Source organism: Myroides phaeus, assembly GCF_900099675.1.
Lineage (GTDB): Bacteria > Bacteroidota > Bacteroidia > Flavobacteriales > Flavobacteriaceae > Flavobacterium > Flavobacterium phaeum.
Genome location: NZ_FNDQ01000017.1, coordinates 40,212 through 62,762 on the forward strand (window position 1 = coordinate 40,212; position 22,551 = coordinate 62,762).

General features: G+C 33.5%; 26 protein-coding genes. 11 read left to right on the forward strand and 15 right to left on the reverse strand.

The window, feature by feature from the left end; all coding sequences use genetic code 11:
• On the forward strand, positions 1–627 hold the full coding sequence (locus BLT46_RS09500; RefSeq protein ID WP_090409605.1) for an IMPACT family protein: 627 nt from the start codon (positions 1–3) through the stop codon (positions 625–627).
• 739 nt (positions 628–1,366) lie between these two features.
• Positions 1,367–2,023 (forward strand): DUF6266 family protein, encoded by a 657-nt coding sequence (locus BLT46_RS09505; RefSeq protein WP_090409608.1) that lies wholly within the window; start codon positions 1,367–1,369, stop codon positions 2,021–2,023.
• A gap of 63 nt (positions 2,024–2,086) precedes the next feature.
• Here the strand turns inward: BLT46_RS09505 and BLT46_RS09510 are convergent, their stop codons facing one another.
• The 8 genes from BLT46_RS09510 to BLT46_RS09545 form a co-directional block, all read right to left on the reverse strand.
• The gene (locus BLT46_RS09510; protein ID WP_090409609.1) at positions 2,087–2,518 is read right to left on the reverse strand and encodes a hypothetical protein; all 432 of its coding nucleotides are present in this window, start codon (positions 2,516–2,518) and stop codon (positions 2,087–2,089) included.
• A gap of 3 nt (positions 2,519–2,521) precedes the next feature.
• Positions 2,522–3,271, reverse strand: coding sequence for a hypothetical protein (locus tag BLT46_RS09515; RefSeq protein ID WP_090409611.1), 750 nt, complete (start codon positions 3,269–3,271; stop codon positions 2,522–2,524).
• 3 nt (positions 3,272–3,274) lie between these two features.
• Positions 3,275–3,724, reverse strand: coding sequence for a hypothetical protein (locus tag BLT46_RS09520; protein ID WP_090409613.1), 450 nt, complete (start codon positions 3,722–3,724; stop codon positions 3,275–3,277).
• 5 nt (positions 3,725–3,729) lie between these two features.
• On the reverse strand, positions 3,730–4,395 hold the full coding sequence (locus tag BLT46_RS09525; protein WP_090409615.1) for a GTPase domain-containing protein: 666 nt from the start codon (positions 4,393–4,395) through the stop codon (positions 3,730–3,732).
• A 220-nt stretch (positions 4,396–4,615) separates the two neighbouring features.
• Entirely contained in the window at positions 4,616–5,470 is an 855-nt protein-coding gene (locus BLT46_RS09530) for a helix-turn-helix transcriptional regulator (protein WP_090409617.1), read from the reverse strand.
• A 62-nt stretch (positions 5,471–5,532) separates the two neighbouring features.
• Complete coding sequence (locus BLT46_RS09535; protein WP_090409619.1) at positions 5,533–5,748, reverse strand: DUF6140 family protein; 216 nt, start codon at positions 5,746–5,748, stop codon at positions 5,533–5,535.
• A 256-nt stretch (positions 5,749–6,004) separates the two neighbouring features.
• A complete protein-coding gene (locus BLT46_RS09540) occupies positions 6,005–6,739 on the reverse strand; it encodes a hypothetical protein (RefSeq protein WP_090409621.1) in 735 nt (244 codons plus the stop codon).
• Between the two features lie 73 nt (positions 6,740–6,812).
• Positions 6,813–7,220, reverse strand: coding sequence for an acyl-CoA thioesterase (locus BLT46_RS09545; RefSeq protein WP_090409624.1), 408 nt, complete (start codon positions 7,218–7,220; stop codon positions 6,813–6,815).
• A 188-nt stretch (positions 7,221–7,408) separates the two neighbouring features.
• Here BLT46_RS09545 and dnaA point away from each other — a divergent pair, with 188 nt between their 5' ends.
• The 3 genes from dnaA to BLT46_RS09560 all read left to right on the forward strand — a co-directional run bounded on the left by dnaA (position 7,409) and on the right by BLT46_RS09560 (position 10,131).
• Complete coding sequence (dnaA, locus tag BLT46_RS09550; protein ID WP_090409626.1) at positions 7,409–8,848, forward strand: chromosomal replication initiator protein DnaA; 1,440 nt, start codon at positions 7,409–7,411, stop codon at positions 8,846–8,848.
• Positions 8,848–9,306: a low molecular weight protein-tyrosine-phosphatase gene (locus BLT46_RS09555; RefSeq protein WP_090409628.1), complete on the forward strand. Its 459-nt coding sequence runs from the start codon at positions 8,848–8,850 to the stop codon at positions 9,304–9,306. The genes dnaA and BLT46_RS09555 overlap by 1 nt, the downstream gene beginning before the upstream one ends.
• A 99-nt stretch (positions 9,307–9,405) precedes the next feature.
• Positions 9,406–10,131, forward strand: coding sequence for an SAM-dependent methyltransferase (locus tag BLT46_RS09560; RefSeq protein ID WP_090409630.1), 726 nt, complete (start codon positions 9,406–9,408; stop codon positions 10,129–10,131).
• 63 nt (positions 10,132–10,194) lie between these two features.
• Here the strand turns inward: BLT46_RS09560 and BLT46_RS09565 are convergent, their stop codons facing one another.
• Positions 10,195–10,512, reverse strand: coding sequence for a DUF6787 family protein (locus BLT46_RS09565; protein WP_090409632.1), 318 nt, complete (start codon positions 10,510–10,512; stop codon positions 10,195–10,197).
• Positions 10,513–10,612: 100 nt separating this feature from the next.
• Positions 10,613–11,638 (reverse strand): threonine aldolase family protein, encoded by a 1,026-nt coding sequence (locus tag BLT46_RS09570; protein WP_090409634.1) that lies wholly within the window; start codon positions 11,636–11,638, stop codon positions 10,613–10,615.
• 47 nt (positions 11,639–11,685) lie between these two features.
• On the opposite strand from BLT46_RS09570, the gene prfB reads away from it, so the two are divergent.
• A protein-coding gene (prfB, locus tag BLT46_RS09575) for a peptide chain release factor 2 (protein ID WP_143021889.1) occupies positions 11,686–12,784 on the forward strand; the annotation gives its coding sequence in 2 pieces (ribosomal slippage) (positions 11,686–11,748 and positions 11,750–12,784; 1,098 coding nt in all).
• 73 nt (positions 12,785–12,857) lie between these two features.
• On the opposite strand, the gene BLT46_RS09580 is transcribed toward prfB, so the two are convergent.
• A complete protein-coding gene (locus BLT46_RS09580; protein WP_090409638.1) occupies positions 12,858–13,955 on the reverse strand; it encodes an inorganic phosphate transporter in 1,098 nt (365 codons plus the stop codon).
• 19 nt (positions 13,956–13,974) lie between these two features.
• Positions 13,975–14,619 (reverse strand): DUF47 domain-containing protein, encoded by a 645-nt coding sequence (locus BLT46_RS09585; RefSeq protein WP_090409640.1) that lies wholly within the window; start codon positions 14,617–14,619, stop codon positions 13,975–13,977.
• Positions 14,620–14,792: 173 nt separating this feature from the next.
• On the opposite strand from BLT46_RS09585, the gene BLT46_RS09590 reads away from it, so the two are divergent.
• Complete coding sequence (locus BLT46_RS09590; protein ID WP_090409644.1) at positions 14,793–16,421, forward strand: acyl-CoA carboxylase subunit beta; 1,629 nt, start codon at positions 14,793–14,795, stop codon at positions 16,419–16,421.
• Between the two features lie 249 nt (positions 16,422–16,670).
• Here the strand turns inward: BLT46_RS09590 and BLT46_RS09595 are convergent, their stop codons facing one another.
• From BLT46_RS09595 to BLT46_RS09605, 3 genes are all read right to left on the reverse strand, one after another.
• Positions 16,671–17,609 carry a YeiH family protein gene (locus BLT46_RS09595; RefSeq protein ID WP_090409646.1) on the reverse strand — a complete coding sequence of 313 codons (939 nt, stop codon included), beginning with the start codon at positions 17,607–17,609 and terminating at the stop codon, positions 16,671–16,673.
• A 71-nt stretch (positions 17,610–17,680) separates the two neighbouring features.
• Entirely contained in the window at positions 17,681–18,577 is an 897-nt protein-coding gene (locus tag BLT46_RS09600; protein WP_090409648.1) for a LysR family transcriptional regulator, read from the reverse strand.
• A 394-nt stretch (positions 18,578–18,971) separates the two neighbouring features.
• On the reverse strand, positions 18,972–19,598 hold the full coding sequence (locus BLT46_RS09605; RefSeq protein WP_090409650.1) for a 2OG-Fe(II) oxygenase: 627 nt from the start codon (positions 19,596–19,598) through the stop codon (positions 18,972–18,974).
• A gap of 221 nt (positions 19,599–19,819) precedes the next feature.
• On the opposite strand from BLT46_RS09605, the gene BLT46_RS09610 reads away from it, so the two are divergent.
• The 4 genes from BLT46_RS09610 to BLT46_RS09625 form a co-directional block, all read left to right on the forward strand.
• Positions 19,820–20,155 carry a hypothetical protein gene (locus tag BLT46_RS09610; RefSeq protein ID WP_245722974.1) on the forward strand — a complete coding sequence of 112 codons (336 nt, stop codon included), beginning with the start codon at positions 19,820–19,822 and terminating at the stop codon, positions 20,153–20,155.
• A 4-nt stretch (positions 20,156–20,159) separates the two neighbouring features.
• Positions 20,160–20,450, forward strand: a complete 291-nt coding sequence (locus BLT46_RS09615; RefSeq protein ID WP_090409652.1) for a hypothetical protein — start codon at positions 20,160–20,162, stop codon at positions 20,448–20,450.
• Between the two features lie 21 nt (positions 20,451–20,471).
• Positions 20,472–22,052 (forward strand): PepSY-associated TM helix domain-containing protein, encoded by a 1,581-nt coding sequence (locus BLT46_RS09620; protein WP_090409654.1) that lies wholly within the window; start codon positions 20,472–20,474, stop codon positions 22,050–22,052.
• Between the two features lie 124 nt (positions 22,053–22,176).
• Positions 22,177–22,551 (forward strand): transposase (locus BLT46_RS09625; RefSeq protein ID WP_143021890.1); only part of this gene is annotated, 375 nt, incomplete at its 3' end.

A 22,551-nucleotide genomic window follows, 5' to 3' on the forward strand; every position in this document is an offset into this window, starting at 1 on the left:
ATGAGTGAAGAAATAGATTCATATAAAACAATAAGCCGACCAACGGAAGAGGTCTTGTATAAAGAGAAGAATAGTAAATTCTTTGGATACGCCTTTCCGATTCAGAAAGAAGAGGAAGTAAAGGAAATCTTAGAAAGCATCAAAAAAGTGCATTACAACGCACGCCATTGGTGCTACGCCTTTCAGTTGGGAGCAGAACAAATATACTACCGCGCCAATGATGATGGGGAACCAAGTAATACTGCTGGTGCTCATATTTATGGACAGATACAGTCATTTGAAGTTACAGATGTACTGATTGTTGTTGTCCGTTATTTTGGAGGGGTTAAATTAGGTGTGGGCGGACTTATCACTGCTTATCGAGCAACGGCTCAAATGGCAATGGAAGAAGCTGACATCATTGAAAAAACCATTGACAAGAAGTTTAAGGTTCGCTTTGAATACAAAGACATGAATAATGTAATGCGCGTGATAAAGGAAAAGAACTTAAACATCTTAGACCAAACAATGGAGATGAGTTGTGAAATAGAGTTATCTATCCGCAAAAGTGAATACCCCCAGGCTTTAGAGGCGTTTGTACCTTTTTATGAAGTCAAAGTGATTGAAGCTGATGCAGAAGATTATTAAAATATAAAAGAGCGTTTTCGCTCTTTTTTTGTGGTTTATATTTTGTGTTGGTGTAATTATTCTTTTTAGACCTTCCCCCTCCTTCAATATCTCCATACCTTTTATTGCTAATACATTGCAAAAGACAACAAAAACATTTTTTTTACTTCATTTGGACAATTAAAAATTCATTTTAAGACATAAACATCTATCAATACTTCCGTTTTTACTTAAAAAAACATCAGATGTAATTATTTTTTTATTTAAAAAAAAACATCTAAACAACTGAAAAACAACCAACTAAACACAAAAAGACATTGCTAATACTATATAGCTATTCTTTTGATAATAGTAGGATTTACAAGACTTTACCGCCAATTGTCTGACAATTGTCCGACAATTCACTGACAATACTCCGTCAACTCTTTGGTATTACTGGCCTGAGCATTATAAACTCGGACAATACTCAGAGAATACTCGGTCAACTCTCTATTGATTGTCTGATAATTCTAAAAATATATTTTAGTTTGACAATTACTACTTACTGGCATTTCAATTTGGAACTAATAATAGATAGGAAACCATCAAAAACCCATTAGACTATGTTTTGTTTATCGTTTACCCTCCAATACCTTAAAAAGATAATTAACTCTACATAAAGACATTATTTTATGATTTTTTATCCCAAAAGTATACTTTATAAAATTCAGTAAATATTATATTAGTACAATGATTATCAACATCTTAATCTTTTATCTATATGGCTGAAATTAAGGAAGGAATATTAGGTGGCTTTCAGGGAAAAGTAGGAACCGTAGTTGGCTTTCCGTGGAGAAATAAGAACTTGATGCGTTCTATGCCAAAAAAAACTTTTAAACCTCGTTCTGAAAAACAATTAATACAGCAGTCTAAATTAACGTATTGTACACAGTTTCTCACCCCTCTACGTAAATTCATAAATAAAAACATTGCTGTTTCTAACAAAAATCAAATTGGTTTTGACTTGTTATTATCCAAACTTATGAAGGAAATGTATATTGAAAATGATGAGATATTTCATATTGATTATTCACACTTATACTTAGCTTTAGGGGTATTACCTACTACTCTAAAAACTAATGTTAAGTTTTTAAAAAACGGAAAGCTTAAATTGCAATGGGAAGATAATAGTTGTCAGGGATTAGCTGAAAAGGAAGATAAATTAAGTGTCATCGCGTTAATGCAGGAAATGCAAAAATTTCATGTATTTGAACGAATTGCTAATCGTGAAGATGGCAAAATTTCTTTAATACTACCAGATAAATGGATTAAGGGTTCTATTCACCTTTGGTATATCTGGAGTAATGAAGCTGATAATCTTAATAGTACAAGTATGTATATAGGGTGTTTAGAAATTCCTGTTAAGGAGGAGGAATAGGGTGTTTTTGGGTGTTTTATATATAAAAAAAGCTGCCCTAATTGGACAGCTTTTGTGTTTGTATTATCTGCGTAAAATCTGATTTACTTTTTGTAGGATAGATTGGTCTGCTACTTGTAAGGTGCGTTGAGAAACACTTGTTGATATTTCAAACTTAGCGATTAATGAAGATGAAATCCATTCTTCAAATCTTCGCTTTCCTTTAGATTGATTTATCGTTCTCAAAGTAACCTTTACATTTCCTTCACAGTTTACCACTTCTGCTATTTGTTCATTTGTCATACGGTCTCTGTACTTCATAAATAGTTCTTCAGATGAACGTACGTGCTCGTAATCATATGCTTCTCCTCCGCGAAGTGTTTTACCTGTATAACAATCTGTAAATAAAGCTACGCCACCTCCTTTTTGTTGGGCATCGGCATGTAGTCTTGCTTTTACTTTATTGAATACGTCGTCTATCTCCTTTCTGAAATATGGGCGTGATGGGTTGTTCATTAGTTAAAATTCGAAATGAAGACTAATTTTTATTGTATTAATTTTTTTTATTTTTTCAGTAAACCCTGCACTTAATGAAAAAACAGGAGAACTTAACTTTGCAGATAGTTCATATAATTGATTCAACTCCTGAGTAAGCTCAGTCGTTGCGTTTTTTGCTACCAACTGCACCTTTGATTCCCTATTATCTCGACTCTCTATTAAATTAATTAATGATCTTTCATGGTGAAGATTATACTTTTTAATCATCTTATAAATCTCGTCTAAATTTTTATACAAATCAAAATCTTCACCTTGAATATGATACTCCTTAACATTACAAATCTTTGAGAGATTTTGTTCTACTTTTTCTTTATAATCAACACCTAATTCAACAACCTTATAACTAACTTTACCATCAACACCTAATTCATATATACAAGTTTGCTCTAAAGAAACATTTGTTTCAATACTTTTTGCACCTAATAAAGCAGCGACTCTTACATATAACCCTATTTTCTCTTCAAATAAATAGTTTTCAATTACAGATTGCTCTACATATGTATTATCCTTATAAGGATGTAAAAAATATACATCTCCTACTGAAGTTCTTTTATTTCCAATCAAAGTATGTTTTTCTTTAAAATCATCCAAATCATATTCTATTGATTTAACTGCAATCTCATTTCCTAATGAATAAGGTATTTTAAACCTACAGTTTAATGCATTCTCATCCTCTTGAAAAACTACTACTTCTGGCAACTTATTCTTCATTTTTTATTTTTTTATTAAATATGTTAAAAGACTTAATCCTATAATTAGTAGAACTATTCCTATCACTTTTTTTTTAAGCTTTTTATTATTATTTATTTCTTCAACTATACCAAGTATTTTTTCTCTATCAAATGTTCTATCAATCACCTTTGAATCCTCTTTTAAATAATCCATAATGATATTGAAGTCATCCACCCCTTCTATTATATATAAATAATAAATTACACGTCCTACTATATCTTTATCTGTATAATATGATTTAAGAATTATTTTATTTTCTTTTTTTCTAATCTCGAGAAACTCATCTCTATATTCTTCTTGCCATTCATCTGTTTGAGCAATTAAACGTCCATATTCAACTATGCTATTGCCATCTATTAACAATTCTCCATCTACAATCAAATAATCTGTTCCATTATTCTCTTTATGTTGGGATAATAATATTCTTTTCATATTGTTTATTTTAACATTAATTTTTCAACCAATTCCTTTGTTTCGACAGAGTTAGTTAAATTTACATAAATTACTTTCTTTAACATCTCGGTATAGTTTTTATTTTGAACTAACTCATTAAATTTTCGCGTCATTTCTTCATCTGAAAGCAAACACTCATCTCTATGTGTTGCAATTATTACAACAGGCTTCTTTTCTTCTTTAACTCTTATATAAATATGTTCAAATCTTGAATTACACGATCGCTGATAAAGAATTTTATCACTATCTGAAAAATTCTTTAAATAAGCATTTATGTTAAAAAAAAATAAAATTATATCACTATTTTTTAATATTGACTCATAATCTACTCTAAAAACATTTCCTCCTCCAATATCTTTTCCTGATGCAATAGTTATTTTCTTTCCATTTTTCAATTGATAAGTAAAATCAAGATAATCTTTCCTATTCGTACTACTCTCTAAAAAAGGTTTACCTTCTAAAAAATTTAAAAAGCGTGTTTTACCAGCTCCTTGCATCCCTAAAATTCCTAATTTATTTTTAGTGATATCTTCCATTGTTTTTGCATATTTTTCACTGAGATATCCTATACCGATCCCTGCAGTTCCACCTATTAGTATAACCGCAGCTCCCCAAAGTAAAAAAGGAAGAATCAAAAAATGTGTAATCATAATTGTTTTATATTTAATTATTTTTAAAACTCTATTTAATAATCTCTAAGCTTTCTATAACTCTTGTCCCTCCCATAAACTATTCATAGTTACTTGCCCTATTCAGCATATCGACTATTAATACAATATGTTTTCTCTCTAAAAACTTCATAATTTAATTCGTCTAATTATTGAATCGGGTATGATGGAAAAAATTGTACAGCCATAATTTTTATTCATTTCACAGGCAAACCCAATCTCCCTCTACAACCTTAGCAAAATTGCCATATTTCTGTATTTGTTGTTGAAGCTCATAATTAGGTCTTACCCATATTTCTATTTGAAAGGTACTCTTACCTTCCTTGATTACACTTTGTGTGTGATGCAAAGGCAGACTTAGTACGTAAGGCTTTTGTGAAATGGCAAACTCAATAACAATACGCTGTCTATCCGAATCACTATGATTTAACCCTACTATCTCACTAAACAAAGCCTTGGCCTCATCTAATCTTGGTTTAAACTTCTTTTGTGTTAGTTCTACCTGTTTGATACGGTCTAAACCAAAACTCAAAAACTCCTCACCTACCTCTGCTATTAAATACCACCTATTTTGATATTGTTTAAAATACAATGGTCTTACTAAACTTTCTTTTGCCTTTATACTGCGATAACTTTGATGTGTTAGCTTCACTTCTAACCTCCTTTGTAGTGCAGTTAAAAGCGTGTTGAAAAAATTGATATTGTACAAACACGTTTGTTGTTCAAACTCGATATACTTTATTGCATCTATATCTTCACCTGCTTTTTTCATCAACAGACTAATCACTTCATAGTTTTCAATAAATTTATTTAAACTCAAAACGTCTAATCTCTCTCCATTTTCCTCAACCTCATTTAAAGCATAGACCTTAATCAACCTATTGTAAACAATTGGTATATTAAGTTCCTCTATCAACTTTTTACGCAAGCGATTCCACGTTTCATAACTTATAGGTCCACGTTCATCTCCAAGTTGACTACATATATAATCAACCGTTAACTCACCCTTTACCTTAAATGCCTCAAGTACTTTTTGAACTCTTATCAAGTCTTTCATCCTTTCACAGTATTACAATGACAGTACAAAGAAAACAGACCACACTGTCAAAACACGCAAGTCTATTTTATTTCTATTACTTCTATAAAACCAGGACTACAAGCAAAACCTTTTTTCAAGTCTACACCGTATACTCTTAAGAAAGCCTCTTGTATTGGTTTACCTTGTTCTACCATCCACGGGGGAGTAAAAGATGCAAATTCAACACTCATTCCCTTCTCAATGTACATTTCACCTTCTTTATGTGTACGCAGTACCGTAGCTCTATATCTTGCCATAATTCTTTATTTTCTAATTAAACGTAGCAACATTTAAAAGTATTCTAAACAAAAAAAGGGCGAACACTACCTTTTTTTTAGTGAAAAAAAACTCACTCAAAAAAAGGTAGTGTTCACCCAATTTCACAAAGACATTATCTCTAAAATTAATTCCCTCGTTTATTTTAAACTACATTCTCAAAAAAGCACAAAAAAAGAGGTTGATACCACAAAATGCGACATCAACCTCTTTTACACTATATTCTATTATGTAAACTTACAAACCTAAGAAACCAACAAAGTCAGCATACTGTTTTGCCAAATACAACTGATACTCTTCTGTTCTTTCTACTTTCACCTTGCCATACTCTGGTTGTGCAACCACATAGTATAAGAAAGCATCTACTCTGTCTTTAGGAATCTTCATATCCTCTAACAAATCACTTTTAGGATATTCCTCAACAAACTCTTGGATACGAATATCTAATCTTTCATATAATATTGCAGCCTTATCCTTTTTCTTTCTTCCTGAAACAAGATTAGCTAAAGCATCTAAACTAATACCCATTCCGTAATTTGCTGTAGAAGCAAACACAGTATTATTCTTTTTATATCTTCTTTCAGCAGGAGTCAATTTTTTCTTATTTCCTAACTCAAACAAATCATCATCAAAATTTTTGTGTAAAATAACAACCTCTTCTAACGTCTGACCTGGCTTAGTGAACACCACATTCACTCTTCCTAATTTAAAATCCTCTGCCGTCATAACATAATCTACAGGAGAAATTCTTTTATTAGTGAACTGAATTGTATCCCCAACTTGCGTATTGATCATAAAATAACCACGACCATCAAGTTTAGTTTCTTCCTTACTATTTTTATTAACAATAGTAGCAGGTACTATTTTACCGTCATACATACGAGCACGTCCGTCAATAATCTTCGTTTCCTGAGCAAAAACTCCCACAGAAAATAGACATCCAATACCCATTAGCCAATAAGCTGATTTCATATTATTTGTTTTTAGTAAATATAATTATTTGTTTTTAGTAAAACCATTAATTATAAAAACTCTTTTTTAATACTTACATTTCTATTGCAGCAACTTTATCAACAACATATTGAGGAGCAGCAATTGGACGACCTGTTATCATATCAATAAATACCAAAACAGAATTACCTGTTGTTAACAATTCACCTGCTTCATTATACAATTCATAATCAAATTCTATCTTCACGGAAGTCAGCTTTTTAAAGATTGTTCTGATAGTCAAATCCTCATCATATTTAGCCGATTTCTTATAATTCATTGTCAGTGAAACAACAGGTAGCATTACCCCCATTTCTTCCATTTTCTTGTACGATATTCCAAGGTTCCTTAACCACTCAACTCGCCCAATTTCAAAGTATTGCGCATAATTTCCGTGATAAACAACCCCCATCTGATCCGTCTCAGCATAACGTACTCTGACGTTAAAATCAAAATATTTCATATTCCCTTTAATTATATTTGTTTCTTCTTTTTTTTATAGTACTTACCAAATTAATTTGTTTTATACAATGCCTATTTAGTTTTTTTATCCCAAAATTTGTTCACATATTTGTGCTCTCAAATAAAGGTAGTTTTATCCCCTTAAAATATACCCAAAAGTAGTAACTGTTTTTATAATTCTAACCTAAAATGCACGAGTATACGATTAAGTCCGCAGAATCTGTTTGGAATAATTGTCTTGAGTTCATAAAAGACAATATCCAAGAACAAGCTTTTAAGACTTGGTTCATGCCCATTCAGGCAATTGAGCTTACAGAGAATGCTTTATATATTCAAGTGCCAAGTAAGTTTTTTTACGAGTGGTTGGAAGAACACTATGTAAAAATTCTTAAAGTAGCCTTAACTAGACAACTTGGCCCTGAAGCTAAATTGCTGTATAAAATTCAGATGGAAAATACATCTGGAAAAAAACAACCATATACAGAGCAATTACCAAGTGCTCAAAGAAGCCCTGTTAAACCACAAGAATTAGACGTACCTGTACAAAATAAGAATCCGGAATTAAAAAATCCTTTTGTAATTCCTGGAATTCGCAATGTTAAGATTGAGTCACAATTAAATTCAAATTATTCATTTGACAACTTCTTAGAAGGTGATTCAAACCGCTTAGCGCGTTCAGCAGGTTTAGCTGTAGCTAACAAACCTGGAGGTACATCGTTCAACCCTTTATTAATCTTTGGAGGAGTAGGATTAGGAAAAACTCACTTAGCTCACGCTATTGGAGTTGAGATTAAAGACCTATACCCTGAAAAGACTGTTTTATACATCTCTGCTGAAGTGTTTACGCAACAATATGTTGACTCTGTACGTAAACAAACAAGAAATGACTTTATTTATTTCTATCAGTTAATAGATGTATTAATTGTCGATGATATTCAATTCTTATCTGGTAAATCAGGTACGCAAGATGTATTCTTCCATATCTTTAACCATTTACACCAAAATGGTAAACAAGTTATCTTGACTTCGGACAAGGCACCTGTTGATATGCAAGACATCGAACAACGTTTATTATCTCGTTTCAAATGGGGATTATCTGCTGAAATTCAGCATCCAGATTTTGAAACACGAGTTAGAATCGTTGAAAGCCTTTTATACCGCGATGGTGTTGAAATGCCAAAAGACATTATTCAATACGTTGCTAAAAACGTAAATTCTAACATCCGTGAATTAGAAGGTGCTATTATTTCATTAATTGCACAGTCTTCATTCAACAAACGCGAAGTTACAATTGACCTTGCAAGAAACGTAGTTGAGAAATTCGTTAAGAATGTTAAGAGAGAAATCTCTATCGATTATATTCAAAAAGTGGTATCTGACTATTTCCAAATGGATACAGAAACACTTCGTTCTAAAACAAGAAAGAGAAACATTGTGCAAGCAAGACAACTTGCTATGTTCTTTGCTAAAAAATACACAAAGTCTTCTTTAGCAAGTATTGGTTCTCAAATTGGAGATCGTGATCACGCAACTGTATTACACGCTTGTAAAACGATTGACAATCTTCTTGAAACAGACAAAGAGTTTAAAAAATATCACGACGATATTAATCTTAAATTTAGTATGTAATGAAAGCTAAAGTTTTGATGGTTTGCTTAGGTAATATTTGCCGTTCTCCATTAGCAGAGGGTATCCTACAATCAAAACTTTCGAAAGAAAGTTTTTTTGTTGACTCAGCGGGAACGGGTGCGTGGCATATCGGACAACAACCTGATCCAAGATCTATAGAAGTTGCTTCGCATTATGACATTGATTTAACTACCCAAAGAGCTCGTCAATTTAGCATTACTGATTTTACTGAGTTTGACAGAATCTACGTTATGGACCAATCAAATTACGACAACGTAATTAAATTAGCTCCTAATGAAGAAGCGAAACAAAAGGTAAAACTCATATTAAATGAATTACACCCTGGTTCAAATAAAGAAGTACCTGATCCGTACTTTGGAGGTCCAGGAGGTTTTTACCACGTCTATAAAATGTTAGACGATGCTTGCAACGTAATAGCCAAAGATTTACAATCTTAGATATATTTAGTAAAAGGAAGAAAGTCATTTTCTTCCTTTTCTTTTTTGTACTATTCTTTATCTTTACCTTTGTACAACTATTTATAGAATACACTATTCATGACAAATCAATCACCAACAGGTACTTTATACCTTATACCAATTACATTAGGAGAAACAACTAATCCTCTTGATGTGTTACCACAAACAGTAAAACGCGCTATTGAAATGCTTGACATCTTCATTGTAGAAAATGAAAAAACAGCAAGGCGTTTTATTAAAAGTATTTGTCCAGAAAAGAAACAATCAGAACTTATTTTATTTCCTTTAAACAAGCACACTGAGATTAGTGAATACAAAGATTACATCAATCCATTATTAGAAGGTAAAAGCATTGGTGTAATGAGTGAAGCAGGATGTCCTGGAGTAGCTGACCCTGGTGCTGTAATCGTTGATTTAGCACATAAGCGCAATATCAAAGTAACACCTCTTGTTGGTCCTTCATCTATCTTATTATCAGTAATGGCTTCTGGTATGAATGGACAGAGTTTTGCTTTCAACGGATACCTGCCAATTGACAAAGCAGAAAAGAAGAATGCACTTAAAGGCTTAGAAAGATTATCACAAGAAAAGAACCAATCACAATTGTTTATTGAAACGCCGTATAGAAATAACCAATTACTACAAGATATGGCACAAATTTTAAACCCAAACACCTTAGTTTGCGTAGCTTGTGATATCACATTAGAAACAGAGTTTATTTCAACAAAACCTGCTTCTCAATGGAAGAATACAAAAGTAGATTTACACAAAAGACCGTGTATTTTCATCATACATAAAAACTAAAAAAGAGCAGCTTATAAAAGCTGCTCTTTTTGTATATATTCCGTGTGGTTTACAACCAAACACCTATTCTTTCTTCTCCTTAGGCAATATAAAGCCCATTCCCATACTGCGTAACATTTTCTTTACGAAGTTCCAGAAAAACACACGTTGTCCAAACAATGTTCCGATACAAAGTAATAACACCTTATAAACAGGTAATATCAAAACAAAATATAAAATCCAATAAAGAAACGGATACATCCCATCTCTTTCTATTCCAATATATGATAAAATAGGCTTAGATATATAGGCTGATGTTGAACCAGTAATTGCGAAAACAATAAAGATAACTGTCAATTGAAAATTAGATGTTACCCCCCAACGTTGCTTAAGTTTTTCCATTATTTAATTTAATTCTAAACAAAGGTAATTCATTTTGTGTAAGTAAAAAACTAAATTATCTTAAATAAAAAAGTCATTCCTTTCGGAATGACTTCTAATGCTATAATTCTAGTTTTGAGAGTGCTTCTAATACATACTCATGCATTACTTCGCGGTAATCTAAATGAGTTACCATTCGAAGCCATCCACCTCCCATATCACTAATAGATATGTTTTTTTGCCTTAGCTTATCAACAAACAACTTGCTTAAGACAGGTTCTTTTAGCTTAAAAACAACGATATTCGTTTGTACGGGTAAAACCTCACCAATCCAAAGTTTCTTGTTTAAAATCATCTCTATTTGCTTTGCTCTGAAATGATCTCTTTGCAATCTACCTACATTGTTCTTTAAAGCGAATAAAGCTGCAGCTGCTAAATATCCTGTTTGACGCATTCCACCTCCCATTAACTTACGGATGCGCAATGCTTTTTGAATATCTGCTTTTGATCCTAACAAAACAGAACCAATCGGCGCTCCTAATCCTTTTGAAAAACAAACTGAAATAGTATCAAATAAAGCTCCAAACTGACTTGGATGTTGTGATTTTGCCACTAAAGCATTCCACAATCTCGCCCCGTCTAAGTGCAACTTCAATCCTTTATCATCACACACCTCACGGATGCGTTCTAACTCTTGCATTTCATAACAAGCACCACCTCCAAGATTAGTTGTATTCTCTAAACTTACTAATGTTGTTTTTGGCAAATGAATATTAGTAGGCTCATTGTAGTGTTGTAACACTTGATCTGCCGTAATTCTACCGCGAACTCCATCTACTAAAGCACAAGTAACCCCACTATGTACAGCAACTCCTCCTCCTTCAAAAAGATTTATATGAGAAGTTTTGTCACAGATTAACTGATCTCCAGGCTGTGTATGTAACTTAATTGCAACTTGATTTGCCATTGTACCTGAGGGAAAAAACAGTGCTGCTTCCATACCAAACAACTCTGCTACAGCTACTTCCAACTCATTAGTACTACCATCTTGTTTATAAACATCATCACCTACCCTTGCTTTCATCATGTAGTTTAACATCTCAGGCGTAGGCTTAGTGATTGTATCACTTACTAAATTAATTTCCATAAATTGATAGGAATAAGTATTTTTGTGCTATAAAAGTATTAAAAATTATGGTAACCACAGAACAACAGAAGGATATTATTGATCGCCTTGGTGCGTTAAGGAGGTATCTTTGACGTCGATAAGAAGTTAATTGAGATCACAAACGAGGAAGAAAAGACCTTTGCTCCTGATTTTTGGAACAACCCTAAAGAGGCCGAAGTAATCGTTAAAGCATTGAAGTCCAAGAAGAAATGGGTTGAAGGATATGAAAATGCTAAAGCAAATTTAGAGGAATTACAGATACTTCTTGAGTTTTATGCTGAAGGAGAATCTACCGAAGAAGAAGTTGTAGCGCAATATAATAAAACTCGAGAAATCGTTGAGGAACTTGAGTTTAAAAATATGCTTTCTGACGAAGGTGACAGTATGAGCGCTGTATTGCAAATCACTGCTGGAGCTGGAGGAACTGAAAGTTGTGATTGGGCTGCTATGTTGATGCGTATGTACATCATGTGGGGAGAAAAAAATGGCGTAAAAGTAAAAGAGTTAAACTACCAAGAAGGGGAGGTTGCTGGAGTTAAAACAGTAACTTTAGAGTTTGACGGAGAATTTGCTTTTGGTTATTTAAAAGGAGAAAATGGTGTTCACCGTTTAGTTCGTATCTCGCCTTTTGACAGTAATGCCAAACGACATACATCTTTCGTCTCTGTTTATGTTTATCCTCTTGCGGATGACACAATCGAGATTGAAATTAGTCCAGCTGACATTTCATGGGAAACAATGCGTTCAAGTGGTGCTGGAGGTCAGAATGTAAACAAAGTTGAAACAGCTGTTCGTTTACGCCACCACCCTACTGGAATTATCATTGAAAACTCTGAAACGAGATCACAGTTAGATAACAAAACCAAAGCCATGCAGCTTTTGAAATCGCAACTTTATGAAATTGAGTTGAAGAAAAAACAAGCGATGCGCGATGAGATTGAAGCGAATAAGAAAAAGATTGAATGGGGTTCACAAATTAGAAATTACGTGATGCATCCATACAAACTTGTAAAAGATGTCCGTACGCAATATGAATCAACAGATGTTGACTCTGTGATGAACGGAGAGATTGACGAATTCTTAAAAGCTTATCTAATGATGATGGGACAACGAGAAGAAGAATAAGCAAGTACAAATAAAAAACGGAGTAGTCTTTAAAAGACTACTCCGTTTTTTTATATCTAATATATCCTACCTACTATAAAAATAGCGATATAATATAATAAACTACCATTGCAATAATTGCAGAAACAGGAATGGTTAATACCCAAGCCCATAACAGGTTAATCGTTACTCCCCAGCGAACTGCTGAGATACGTTTTGTAACCCCAACCCCGATGATAGAACCTGCAATCGTATGTGTTGTAGAAACAGGAATACCTAAGTGCTCTGTAACATATAAGGCAACTGCCCCTGCTGTTTCAGCTGCTACCCCTTCTAAAGGCGTAACCTTAGTAATCTTAGATCCCATTGTTTTTACAATCTTCCATCCTCCTGATAAAGTACCAAGACCAATGAATACGAATGAAGCTAAAGGAACCCACCACCAGTGTTCTACGAACAATTTGAATGTATCAACACCACTAACCATATAAGCAGGGTCCATATCTACATTAATGTGGTAAAAGATAACCGCTGCACCAATAATACCCATTACTTTCTGTGCGTCATTTCCCCCGTGTCCTAATGAGAACAAAGCAGAAGAAACTAACTGAAGACGTTTAAACCACACCTCACATTTATGAGGCGCTTGTTTTCTACATATCCACAGAATAGCAACTGTGATAAAATAAGCTAAGAACATCCCTAAGAAAGGTGCTCCAAAAATAAACAAGAAAATAGGCACTACTTTAGAATAAACAATAACATCTATTCCATCAACACTTAATCCACCAGCGTGAGCTACTGCCGCACCGATAAATCCACCTATTAACGTATGTGAAGACGAAGAAGGGATACCCAACTTCCAAGTCATTAAATTCCAAATAATTGCTGCTACCAATCCAGCAAAGATCACTTCTAATGTAATGAAGTTCTCATTAATGGATTTAGCAATTGTATTACCAATTTTAAACTCCCCTATTATATAAAGAGAAATAAAATAAGCAACGAAGTTAAATGCAGCGGCCCAAATTACAGCTTGAACAGGCGTTAAAACACGCGTTGTTACAATAGTTGCAATAGAATTGGCTGCATCGTGAAATCCGTTTATGTAATCAAAACCTAATGCTAAAACGATAATCGTAATCAGCATAATACCGCTTTGATTAGTTAGCATTTCATAGAAAAATTCCATAAGTAATGGTTATAGTTAATTAAGAATATTTTACCGTGATAGTCTCTAACACGTTAGCAACGTCTCTACAGCTATCTGTAGCAGTCTCTAACGCAGACATAACTTCTTTATACTTAATAATTTCTATTGCATTACTTTCATTTTCAAAGATATCAGCTACTGCTTTATCAAATACCTTATCAGCTTTACGTTCTAAACGAGAAATGTTCTTACAAACCTCAGCCAATGCCGGTAAGTTCTTCATATCTTTTAACTCTAAAAGACCACGAGATACCTCACTACAAGCTTCTAAGTTAGCTTCTGTAAGCTTTCTTAATGGTTTTGTAATTTTATCAATTTGATACAATCTCATACGAGAAGCAGCATCTGATAAATGATCGGCTACAGCGTCAACTGCTGTAATTAGGTTGTGAATATCCTCTCTATCAAAAGGAGTAATAAAATTTTTACCTAATTCAATTCTCGTCGTTTGAGCAATTGCTTCGATGTCTTGTTTGATAACCTCTACATCTTTTAATAATTTCTCTCTTTCTTTTGCAGGAGCATTTACTGCCTCGTGCAATGTTTGTGAAAGTGACTTAATCTTAATAGATGCCTTTTCGAATAAAGGATAAAATACTTTATCCTTTGGCACCAAAAACTGAAAAATACTATTTAGCGACATTATATATAATGATAAAAAAACGGAGACAAAAGTACATTATTTATACTATTATAGCTGTATCCTTGACGTTATTTTTTTGTCAAGACCAAAAATCATACCTAATGTTTTATATGAACTATAATTTTGTATTTTAGCGAAAGTGAAAGAAAAGCGTAGAAATAACCGATCAAACTATGGATATAAACTTCAATAAAAACGAAGACCACAACAAGCTTTTATTGTCTGATTTGAAACGCAAATTAGTCAAAGTAAAAAAAGGCGGTGGTGACAAAAGAATTGCCAAACTACACGAACAAGGAAAGTTAACTGCAAGAGAGCGCATTGATTATCTTTTAGATGACAAAGCCTCAAGTATTGAAATCGGAGCTTTCGTAGGTGAGGATATGTACCAAGAACACGGTGGATGTCCGTCTGGTGGTGTAGTTGTAAAAATTGGATATATTAAAGGTAAACAATGTATCGTTGTTGCCAATGACGCAACTGTAAAAGCAGGGGCTTGGTTTCCAATTACAGGTAAGAAAAACTTAAGAGCACAAGAAATTGCCATCGAAAATAAACTTCCAATCATCTATTTAGTAGATAGTGCAGGGGTTTATTTACCACTACAAGATGAAATTTTCCCTGATAAAGAACACTTCGGACGCATATTTAGAAACAACGCTATTATGAGCAGTATGGGGATTACTCAAATTGCCGCTGTAATGGGTAGTTGTGTTGCCGGTGGTGCTTACCTTCCTATTATGAGTGACGAGGCCTTAATCGTTGATAAAACAGGAAGTATCTTTTTAGCAGGTAGCTATTTAGTGAAAGCTGCAATCGGAGAAAATATTGACAACGAAACATTAGGTGGGGCTACTACGCACTGTGAAATATCTGGTGTTACAGATTATAAAGCAGCTGATGATAAAGACGCTCTGGATAAAATCAAAAACATCGTTGATAAAATTGGCGATTTTGAAAAAGCAGGATATAGCAGAATTAAGCCTAAGAAACCGGCTTTAGATCCTAAAGACATCTATGGTATCTTACCTAAAGCACGTACGGAACAGTACGATATGCTTGAAATCATCAAACGATTAGTTGACGATTCTGAGTTTGAACAATACAAAGAAGGTTACGGACAAACGATCATTACTGGATATGCTCGCATTGACGGTTGGGCAGTGGGTATTGTTGCTAACCAACGTAAAGTAGTGAAAACGACAAAAGGAGAAATGCAGTTTGGTGGAGTAATTTATTCTGACTCAGCAGACAAGGCTACTCGCTTTATCGCGAACTGTAACCAAAAGAAAATTCCGCTTGTATTCTTACAAGACGTTACTGGATTTATGGTAGGTTCTAAATCTGAACACGGTGGAATTATTAAAGACGGAGCTAAAATGGTAAATGCCGTTGCTAACTCTGTAGTTCCTAAGTTTACAGTAGTCGTAGGAAACTCATACGGAGCTGGAAACTACGCTATGTGTGGTAAAGCTTATGACCCACGCTTAATCTTTGCTTGGCCAAGTGCTGAATTAGCTGTAATGGGTGGCTCACAAGCAGCTAAAGTATTATTGCAAATTGAAGCTTCTTCATTAAAAGCAAAAGGCGAAGAGTTAACTCCGGAAAAAGAACAAGAATTATTTGACAAAATTAAAGCGAAATACGATAATCAAGTTTCTCCGTATTATGCGGCAGCGAGATTGTGGACAGACGCTATAATTGATCCACTGGATACAAGAACGTGGATCTCAATGGGTATTGAAGCAGCTAATCACGCTCCAATAGAAAAGCCCTTTAATCTTGGAGTAATCCAAGTATGATGAATAAACCGGAAAAATGGGATACTGCAAAGTATCCTATTTTTTTGTACCTATACCAACCCTATTTAGAGATACGCATCACTTATCACACTTCAATCATCACGCATCACCTTTCACTCATCATTCATCACACTTCACGCATCACCTTTCACGTTTCACGTTTCACGCATCACACATTATTCAAAACAAAAAGCACCTGTTAGAGTGTAACAAGTGCTTTCTTATAATTAAAAGTAATAAACCAAATACTTAGTTTATATAAAGTATATACAATAAAGAGGTAATTGATATAAATACCCACAGCCCTACTCCTTCTAATAAAGGTTTCATTCCCACCGACTTTACAGTGCGATAAGACAAAGAAGTACCAATTAGAAATAAAGTCAATGTTAATGCTGCTTTAGAAACCTCTACAATATAAGGTCCTATTTGCTGTACAAAAGGAATATAAGAGTTAGCTAACATCGCTAAAACGAAGAAACCTATAAAATAAGGCAACTTCACTTTTCCTCCTTTATTTTTGAAAAGTACAGTTGACAAGAAAGCAACCGGAATCACCCATAAAGCACGAGCTAACTTAACCGTAGTAGCTACTTCTAACGCTTCATCACCATACTTAGCAGCAGCTCCTACAACCGAACTCGTATCGTGAATAGCAATCGCAGACCACAATCCAAAGTCAATCTGACTCATTCCAAGATAGTGACCTATCGGTGGAAAAATAAGCAAGGCAATAGAGTTTAAGATAAAAACAATTCCCAAAGCAACAGATATCTGTTTTTCATCTGCTTTAATCACAGGAGAAACAGCCGCAATAGCACTTCCTCCACAAATAGCAGTACCTGAAGAAATTAAATAAGAAATCTTCTTGTCAATTTTAAAAGCCTTTCCAAGAATAAACCCAAGACCTAACGTTAAGAAAATAGAAAAAACAGTTAGAATAAACCCATCCTTACCTGCTGATAATGCACTGTAGATATTCATTCCAAACCCAAGACCTACAACAGCTACCTTTAATAGGAGTCCCGTTGTCTTTTTAGTTTGTTTAGCATACGGATTTTCAAAAATTTGGGCGTATACAATCCCTAAAATTAAAGCTGTAGCAGAATTTACAAAAGGAAATAAACTTAAAATAGCTAATCCTATTAAAATTACTTTGCTCAGTGATGTATTTGTACTTAAAGACATTTGTTTCGTTGTTTTACAGCCACAAAGGTCGGCTGTACAGCAACCAAAAGAAAATACATAATAGTTATAGGCTATAACTTCACGTTATGCGTTGTAACAAATCGCGTAAACAATTCCACTAAAGCACTCTCCTGCCCTTGGCGCTGTATAACAGAGAAATTACGCGTTATTTCCAGTCCCTCTACATCAATAACCGTTAACTCATTATAACGCAACTCCTTCAAAATTGCGTGTATAGATAAAAAAGCAACACTGTTAGAATGCATTAAATACATTTTAATACTCTCCGTGCTTGAAAAGTTCATCTCATTATTCAAATCGTTGATGTTAATTCCCACTTCCTTTAACTGAGCCCCCACCACATCTAATGTACCCGAACCTGTTTCGCGCAATAAAAACGTCAAATCTTTTAACTCTTCCGCTTTAATAGCTCCCCTTTTTGCCAAAGGGTTAGCGCTACCACACACCAAGACAATTTCATCTTTAATGAAGTCAATATATTTTATTTGCGGATTTTTAGAAAAACCCTCTACAATTCCCACGTCAATACTCTTACTCAACAAAAGGTTTTCAATAGCTGTCGTGTTATCAGAAAATAAATCAAGATGTAAATCATTTACCTTTTTTCGAAACTCAGCCAATAAAGGAGGTAATACATATTGAGAAACTGTTGTACTTGCACCAACACATAAACTCCCATCCATTTTAGCATTCAAAGCGTGAATATCAAACTCTAAGTTTCTATAAATAGAGAATATTTCTTCCGCATAACCAAATAATAATTGTCCAGCCTCAGTCAGACTAATTTTCATACCATCTCTTAAGAACAATTTTGTCTGATAAGACGACTCAATTTCTTGAATATGTTTCGTTACAGCAGGTTGAGAAATCAATAATTCCTTAGCAGCTTTTGTAAAACTTCCCCTTTTGGCAACTGTGTAAAAAACTTTTAATCTAAAATCAAACATAATTTATATTATTAAGAAAGATAAAAAAGATAAAAAACCACGATTAGTGTAAACAATCCCACGATTAGTATAACATAAACACATTAGGCTTACTCTATCTTTGTATTACAAAAATAAGCTAACAAGTTAATAAACGGCAAATAATATAGCAAATAATAGGTATGAGCTGTCAAAGTTGTTAGACAAAGGTGGAAGGATTAAAAATACAAATAGCTTAGTCAGGCTAATTGTCGTTCCCATAAAAACATTTTAAAATCTCCACAAATCAAATCTCAATAGAGCTCTTCAAGAGTTATATTTGATTTAAGTGATTTACAATAAGATTCCGTTGTAAAACTAAAAGTATCACTTAGAAAAAAAGCTGTCTCTGTAAAAAGAGGCAGCTTTAATTCTTTTATCTCGTTTTTAACCATCCTGTGATACTATATCTCGGATAATTTACCATCTTAACTTCGTGTTCAATATACTTACTATCAAACACAACCAAACGCCCTGGTAAAGGCTGAACAATCTCTTCTCTTTCTGTTCCATCTTCATTTTGAAGATACAAAGCCAACTCTCCTCCATTCGCAGGAGTCCAGTCTTGCTCATTCAAATACAACACCACCGAAAGGGTTCTACGCGTATCAGAGTGAAAAACATCTAAATGTCTTTTATAAAATGTTCCTTTTGGGTAACAAGCGTAGTGAAACTCCCCTTCTTGAATTCCCAAGTAGCACGTGCGATTAATATATTCAATAAAGTTATTAACCTTATCAAAATACATCTTCTCAACTTCATCAGGCTTCTTTTCATCAAGCCACAAAATAGAGTCTCCGCGGATTTCTTCTACTATTTGCTCTTCTGAAGCCTGCCCAATTGCTGCTTTTTTGAAATTTTCCAAATCTTGTTTCAAAAACAAATTTGCCCTAAGTAGATTGATCTCCTCTTCAGAGAAAAAACAATCAATTACTGAGTATTTACGATTTACTAAATCGTCTATAATTAACTCATAAAATGGATTTACTTCAAAATCACCCATACATTAACAAATAAAAAGTACACAAATATATATTACAATAGAAAAAAAACAATACACCAAATAGGATATTTTTCGCTAACAAAAAGTTAAAAAACGCATCTTATCTCTCCCAAAAAATATCCTAATATCTTTGTCAAATCTTACTATTATTAGATTTTTTTCGCAAAAAACTACCAAGATTTAAAAAATAGGGCTACCTTTGTTTTTAATTAATCTAAATAATGATGTATACACTATTGTTCGGAATAGCAGCATTAAGTTTTTTTATGCTGTACAACAGCTCTAAAAAAGTTAAGTTCAACAAACGTTGTCCGTTTACAGATTGGCTAAGAGAAAACAAAACCTTATCTAAGCGTATTGCCTATTCATTATTAGTTATTACACTATTAACAGAAGTCGCTTACGAAGGTATTGGCGTAGGATCTCTTACATTTATATTATATCTAATGTTTATCGGTTCTGCCGTTGTAGCTATCTACCCTACCATTTCAATGAAATACACGCAAGTACTAAGCTTAATTGGTGTTTGTTTATTATTTGAATTTATACTCTTCTAAAATTATGCCAGCAAACAAAAAACATTTAGAAACTTCAGCTTGGCAACGATTTTTAAAGTTTACAGCAGGTTGTATTGGAGGGTTCTTTCTAACAGTTACTTTTCATATGTTTTTCATGTATTTTTTTGATGCTAAACCTATATACACTACTATGTTCATAACTGGTTTTGTATTATGGGCAACACTATTTATACTTGCTTTTATAGCAAAAAGTGGTTATAAAATTTGGGCATTGTATAGCGGTCTTGCTATTCTTTTCTACCTGCCTTATTTAATACAACCTATCAATATATAAGACAATCACGCCACATTTTTTATGAATATTAGAAACTACAATAAGTACTTTCACTTACATACTATAAGTGGAATTATTATTACTGCAGTACTTTTCGTTTTCTTCTTTGCAGGTTCTTTTGCCTTCTTTAAAAACGAAATAAACAATTGGCAAAACAATACGCCAAAAGGAACATTCACATCAAACACACTTAATTATAACGCTATTGCCGACTCTGTAAACAACCAATATGGTTTGTACGGAAGAAACGTCAGCTTTCGAATTGGAGATAAAAGTCGCATAATCGGCCTTGTAGTTTCCCCCTCAAAAGACACCCTTAATCCTAAAGCAGGCGAACGTGGCTTTGTAATGTATGACACTTATACAAATGAAAGTAAAAGCTATGCAGAACAATACTCTCTGGGTGAGTTTTTATATCGCTTGCACTTCTTAGCTCCGGTAAACAGCTTAGTAGATATGAGTATTCCTCCTGGTTACTTAATCGCGGGAATTGTTGCTTTTATATTCTTATTTGCTTTAATCACAGGGGTATTAATACATTGGCAAAAAATAGTATCTAACTTCTTTATTTTTAGACCTTGGGAAAAACTAAAAACGGTTTGGACAGATTTACACACCGCTTTAGGAGTTTTAACTTCGCCTTTCTTATTCATTTTTGCTATTTCTGGTTCTTATTTCTTTCTAACCTCTTACTTTTTTGCTAATGCAATTGCCTCTTTGGGATATGGAGGAGACATTAAAAAATTACAAGCAGAAGTAGGTGGTAAAAAAGGACCAAAAACAGAAATACCCTTTACCAATACACCAAACAATCAACAAGTTGATATCAATAGCTATGTGCAACAAACATTAAACAAATGGGAAGATGGAATCATCACCTTTGTTGAAGTTAGTAATTATGGCGACCAAAATATGCAGGTCAAAATACTCGGAAAAGTTTCAGAACATAAACAATTCAACAGTAAAGGGGAAATCATTTACACGATTGCAACTGGTGAAATAGACGAAAAAGCGAACCCAAACGACAGTTCTACTTATAGTGAAGTAGTTTCAAACTTAATGTATGTGTTACACTTTGGATCATTCGGAGGATATGCAACTCGCATTATTTACTTTTTAATCGGAATGGCAGGTTGTTTTGTGATTATCTCAGGGGTTTTAATATGGTTAGTAGCCAGAGATAAAAAGAATGTGCCTGAGAAAAAGCGCAAGTTCAATTTCTGGTTAACCAATATATACTTGTCGATTTGCTTGTCTATGTATCCGGTAACAGCTTTAGCGTTCATTGCAGTTAAGCTAAACCCAACAGGAGGACAAACCTTTATCTATTCGTTTTATTTCTATACTTGGCTTGCTTTGACAATTGTATTAGCTGCAAGAAAAAGCTTGTATAAAACAAATAGAGATTGCTTACTGGCAGGAAGTGCAATCGGTTTACTAATTCCAATTACAAACGGAATTGTAACAGGTACTTGGTTTTGGACAAATTGGAAAAATCAGTATTACGATATTCTTATCATTGATATCTTTTGGATTATCATTCCTTGCATCACTTTATACGCTTGGTATTTGGTGCGCAAAAAACAAAATAAAGAAGTTTAAACAATCAAACTTTTCTTATACCACACTCCTATATTCGAATAGTGATCGGTCAATAGTAAAAAGGGTTATTACGTCAAAAACTAGACATGCCCCAAAAAGTTAGACACTTTTTGGGGCATTTTTTATGAGTAGAAAACAGAAATACAATTTTGAATTTAAGTTACGTATAGTAACTATTATTTTGGAAGGTAAAGACAGTATGAGGGGACTTTCTCGATCAGAAAAAATCAGTGAGTTTAACCTTTATTTTTGGCTTAAACTATATGAAGTTTATGGAGAACAAGGATTACATGGAATCTCCAAAAACAAATTCACTATAGAAGAAAAAATTCATATTATTCAGGAACATCAAAATAGTGATTTATCTTTGACAGATACCTGTGTTAGATATAGAATCTCAAATCCTTCTGTCTTATTCCAATGGATAAGAAAATTTAAAAGCAAAGGATTTAAAGGTTTAGAAGACAATCGGGGTGTACATTTAAAGAAAAATAAAACA

Bases quoted from the DNA above. Each gene is read 5' to 3' on its own strand.
- BLT46_RS09500 (WP_090409605.1), top strand. From the start codon at position 1: ATGAGTGAAGAAATAGATTCATATAAAACAATAAGCCGACCAACGGAA.
- BLT46_RS09505 (WP_090409608.1), top strand. From the start codon at position 1,367: ATGGCTGAAATTAAGGAAGGAATATTAGGTGGCTTTCAGGGAAAAGTA.
- BLT46_RS09510 (WP_090409609.1), bottom strand. From the start codon at position 2,518: ATGAACAACCCATCACGCCCATATTTCAGAAAGGAGATAGACGACGTA.
- BLT46_RS09515 (WP_090409611.1), bottom strand. From the start codon at position 3,271: ATGAAGAATAAGTTGCCAGAAGTAGTAGTTTTTCAAGAGGATGAGAAT.
- BLT46_RS09520 (WP_090409613.1), bottom strand. From the start codon at position 3,724: ATGAAAAGAATATTATTATCCCAACATAAAGAGAATAATGGAACAGAT.
- BLT46_RS09525 (WP_090409615.1), bottom strand. From the start codon at position 4,395: ATGATTACACATTTTTTGATTCTTCCTTTTTTACTTTGGGGAGCTGCG.
- BLT46_RS09530 (WP_090409617.1), bottom strand. From the start codon at position 5,470: ATGAAAGACTTGATAAGAGTTCAAAAAGTACTTGAGGCATTTAAGGTA.
- BLT46_RS09535 (WP_090409619.1), bottom strand. From the start codon at position 5,748: ATGGCAAGATATAGAGCTACGGTACTGCGTACACATAAAGAAGGTGAA.
- BLT46_RS09540 (WP_090409621.1), bottom strand. From the start codon at position 6,739: ATGAAATCAGCTTATTGGCTAATGGGTATTGGATGTCTATTTTCTGTG.
- BLT46_RS09545 (WP_090409624.1), bottom strand. From the start codon at position 7,220: ATGAAATATTTTGATTTTAACGTCAGAGTACGTTATGCTGAGACGGAT.
- dnaA (WP_090409626.1), top strand. From the start codon at position 7,409: ATGCACGAGTATACGATTAAGTCCGCAGAATCTGTTTGGAATAATTGT.
- BLT46_RS09555 (WP_090409628.1), top strand. From the start codon at position 8,848: ATGAAAGCTAAAGTTTTGATGGTTTGCTTAGGTAATATTTGCCGTTCT.
- BLT46_RS09560 (WP_090409630.1), top strand. From the start codon at position 9,406: ATGACAAATCAATCACCAACAGGTACTTTATACCTTATACCAATTACA.
- BLT46_RS09565 (WP_090409632.1), bottom strand. From the start codon at position 10,512: ATGGAAAAACTTAAGCAACGTTGGGGGGTAACATCTAATTTTCAATTG.
- BLT46_RS09570 (WP_090409634.1), bottom strand. From the start codon at position 11,638: ATGGAAATTAATTTAGTAAGTGATACAATCACTAAGCCTACGCCTGAG.
- BLT46_RS09580 (WP_090409638.1), bottom strand. From the start codon at position 13,955: ATGGAATTTTTCTATGAAATGCTAACTAATCAAAGCGGTATTATGCTG.
- BLT46_RS09585 (WP_090409640.1), bottom strand. From the start codon at position 14,619: ATGTCGCTAAATAGTATTTTTCAGTTTTTGGTGCCAAAGGATAAAGTA.
- BLT46_RS09590 (WP_090409644.1), top strand. From the start codon at position 14,793: ATGGATATAAACTTCAATAAAAACGAAGACCACAACAAGCTTTTATTG.
- BLT46_RS09595 (WP_090409646.1), bottom strand. From the start codon at position 17,609: ATGTCTTTAAGTACAAATACATCACTGAGCAAAGTAATTTTAATAGGA.
- BLT46_RS09600 (WP_090409648.1), bottom strand. From the start codon at position 18,577: ATGTTTGATTTTAGATTAAAAGTTTTTTACACAGTTGCCAAAAGGGGA.
- BLT46_RS09605 (WP_090409650.1), bottom strand. From the start codon at position 19,598: ATGGGTGATTTTGAAGTAAATCCATTTTATGAGTTAATTATAGACGAT.
- BLT46_RS09610 (WP_245722974.1), top strand. From the start codon at position 19,820: ATGATGTATACACTATTGTTCGGAATAGCAGCATTAAGTTTTTTTATG.
- BLT46_RS09615 (WP_090409652.1), top strand. From the start codon at position 20,160: ATGCCAGCAAACAAAAAACATTTAGAAACTTCAGCTTGGCAACGATTT.
- BLT46_RS09620 (WP_090409654.1), top strand. From the start codon at position 20,472: ATGAATATTAGAAACTACAATAAGTACTTTCACTTACATACTATAAGT.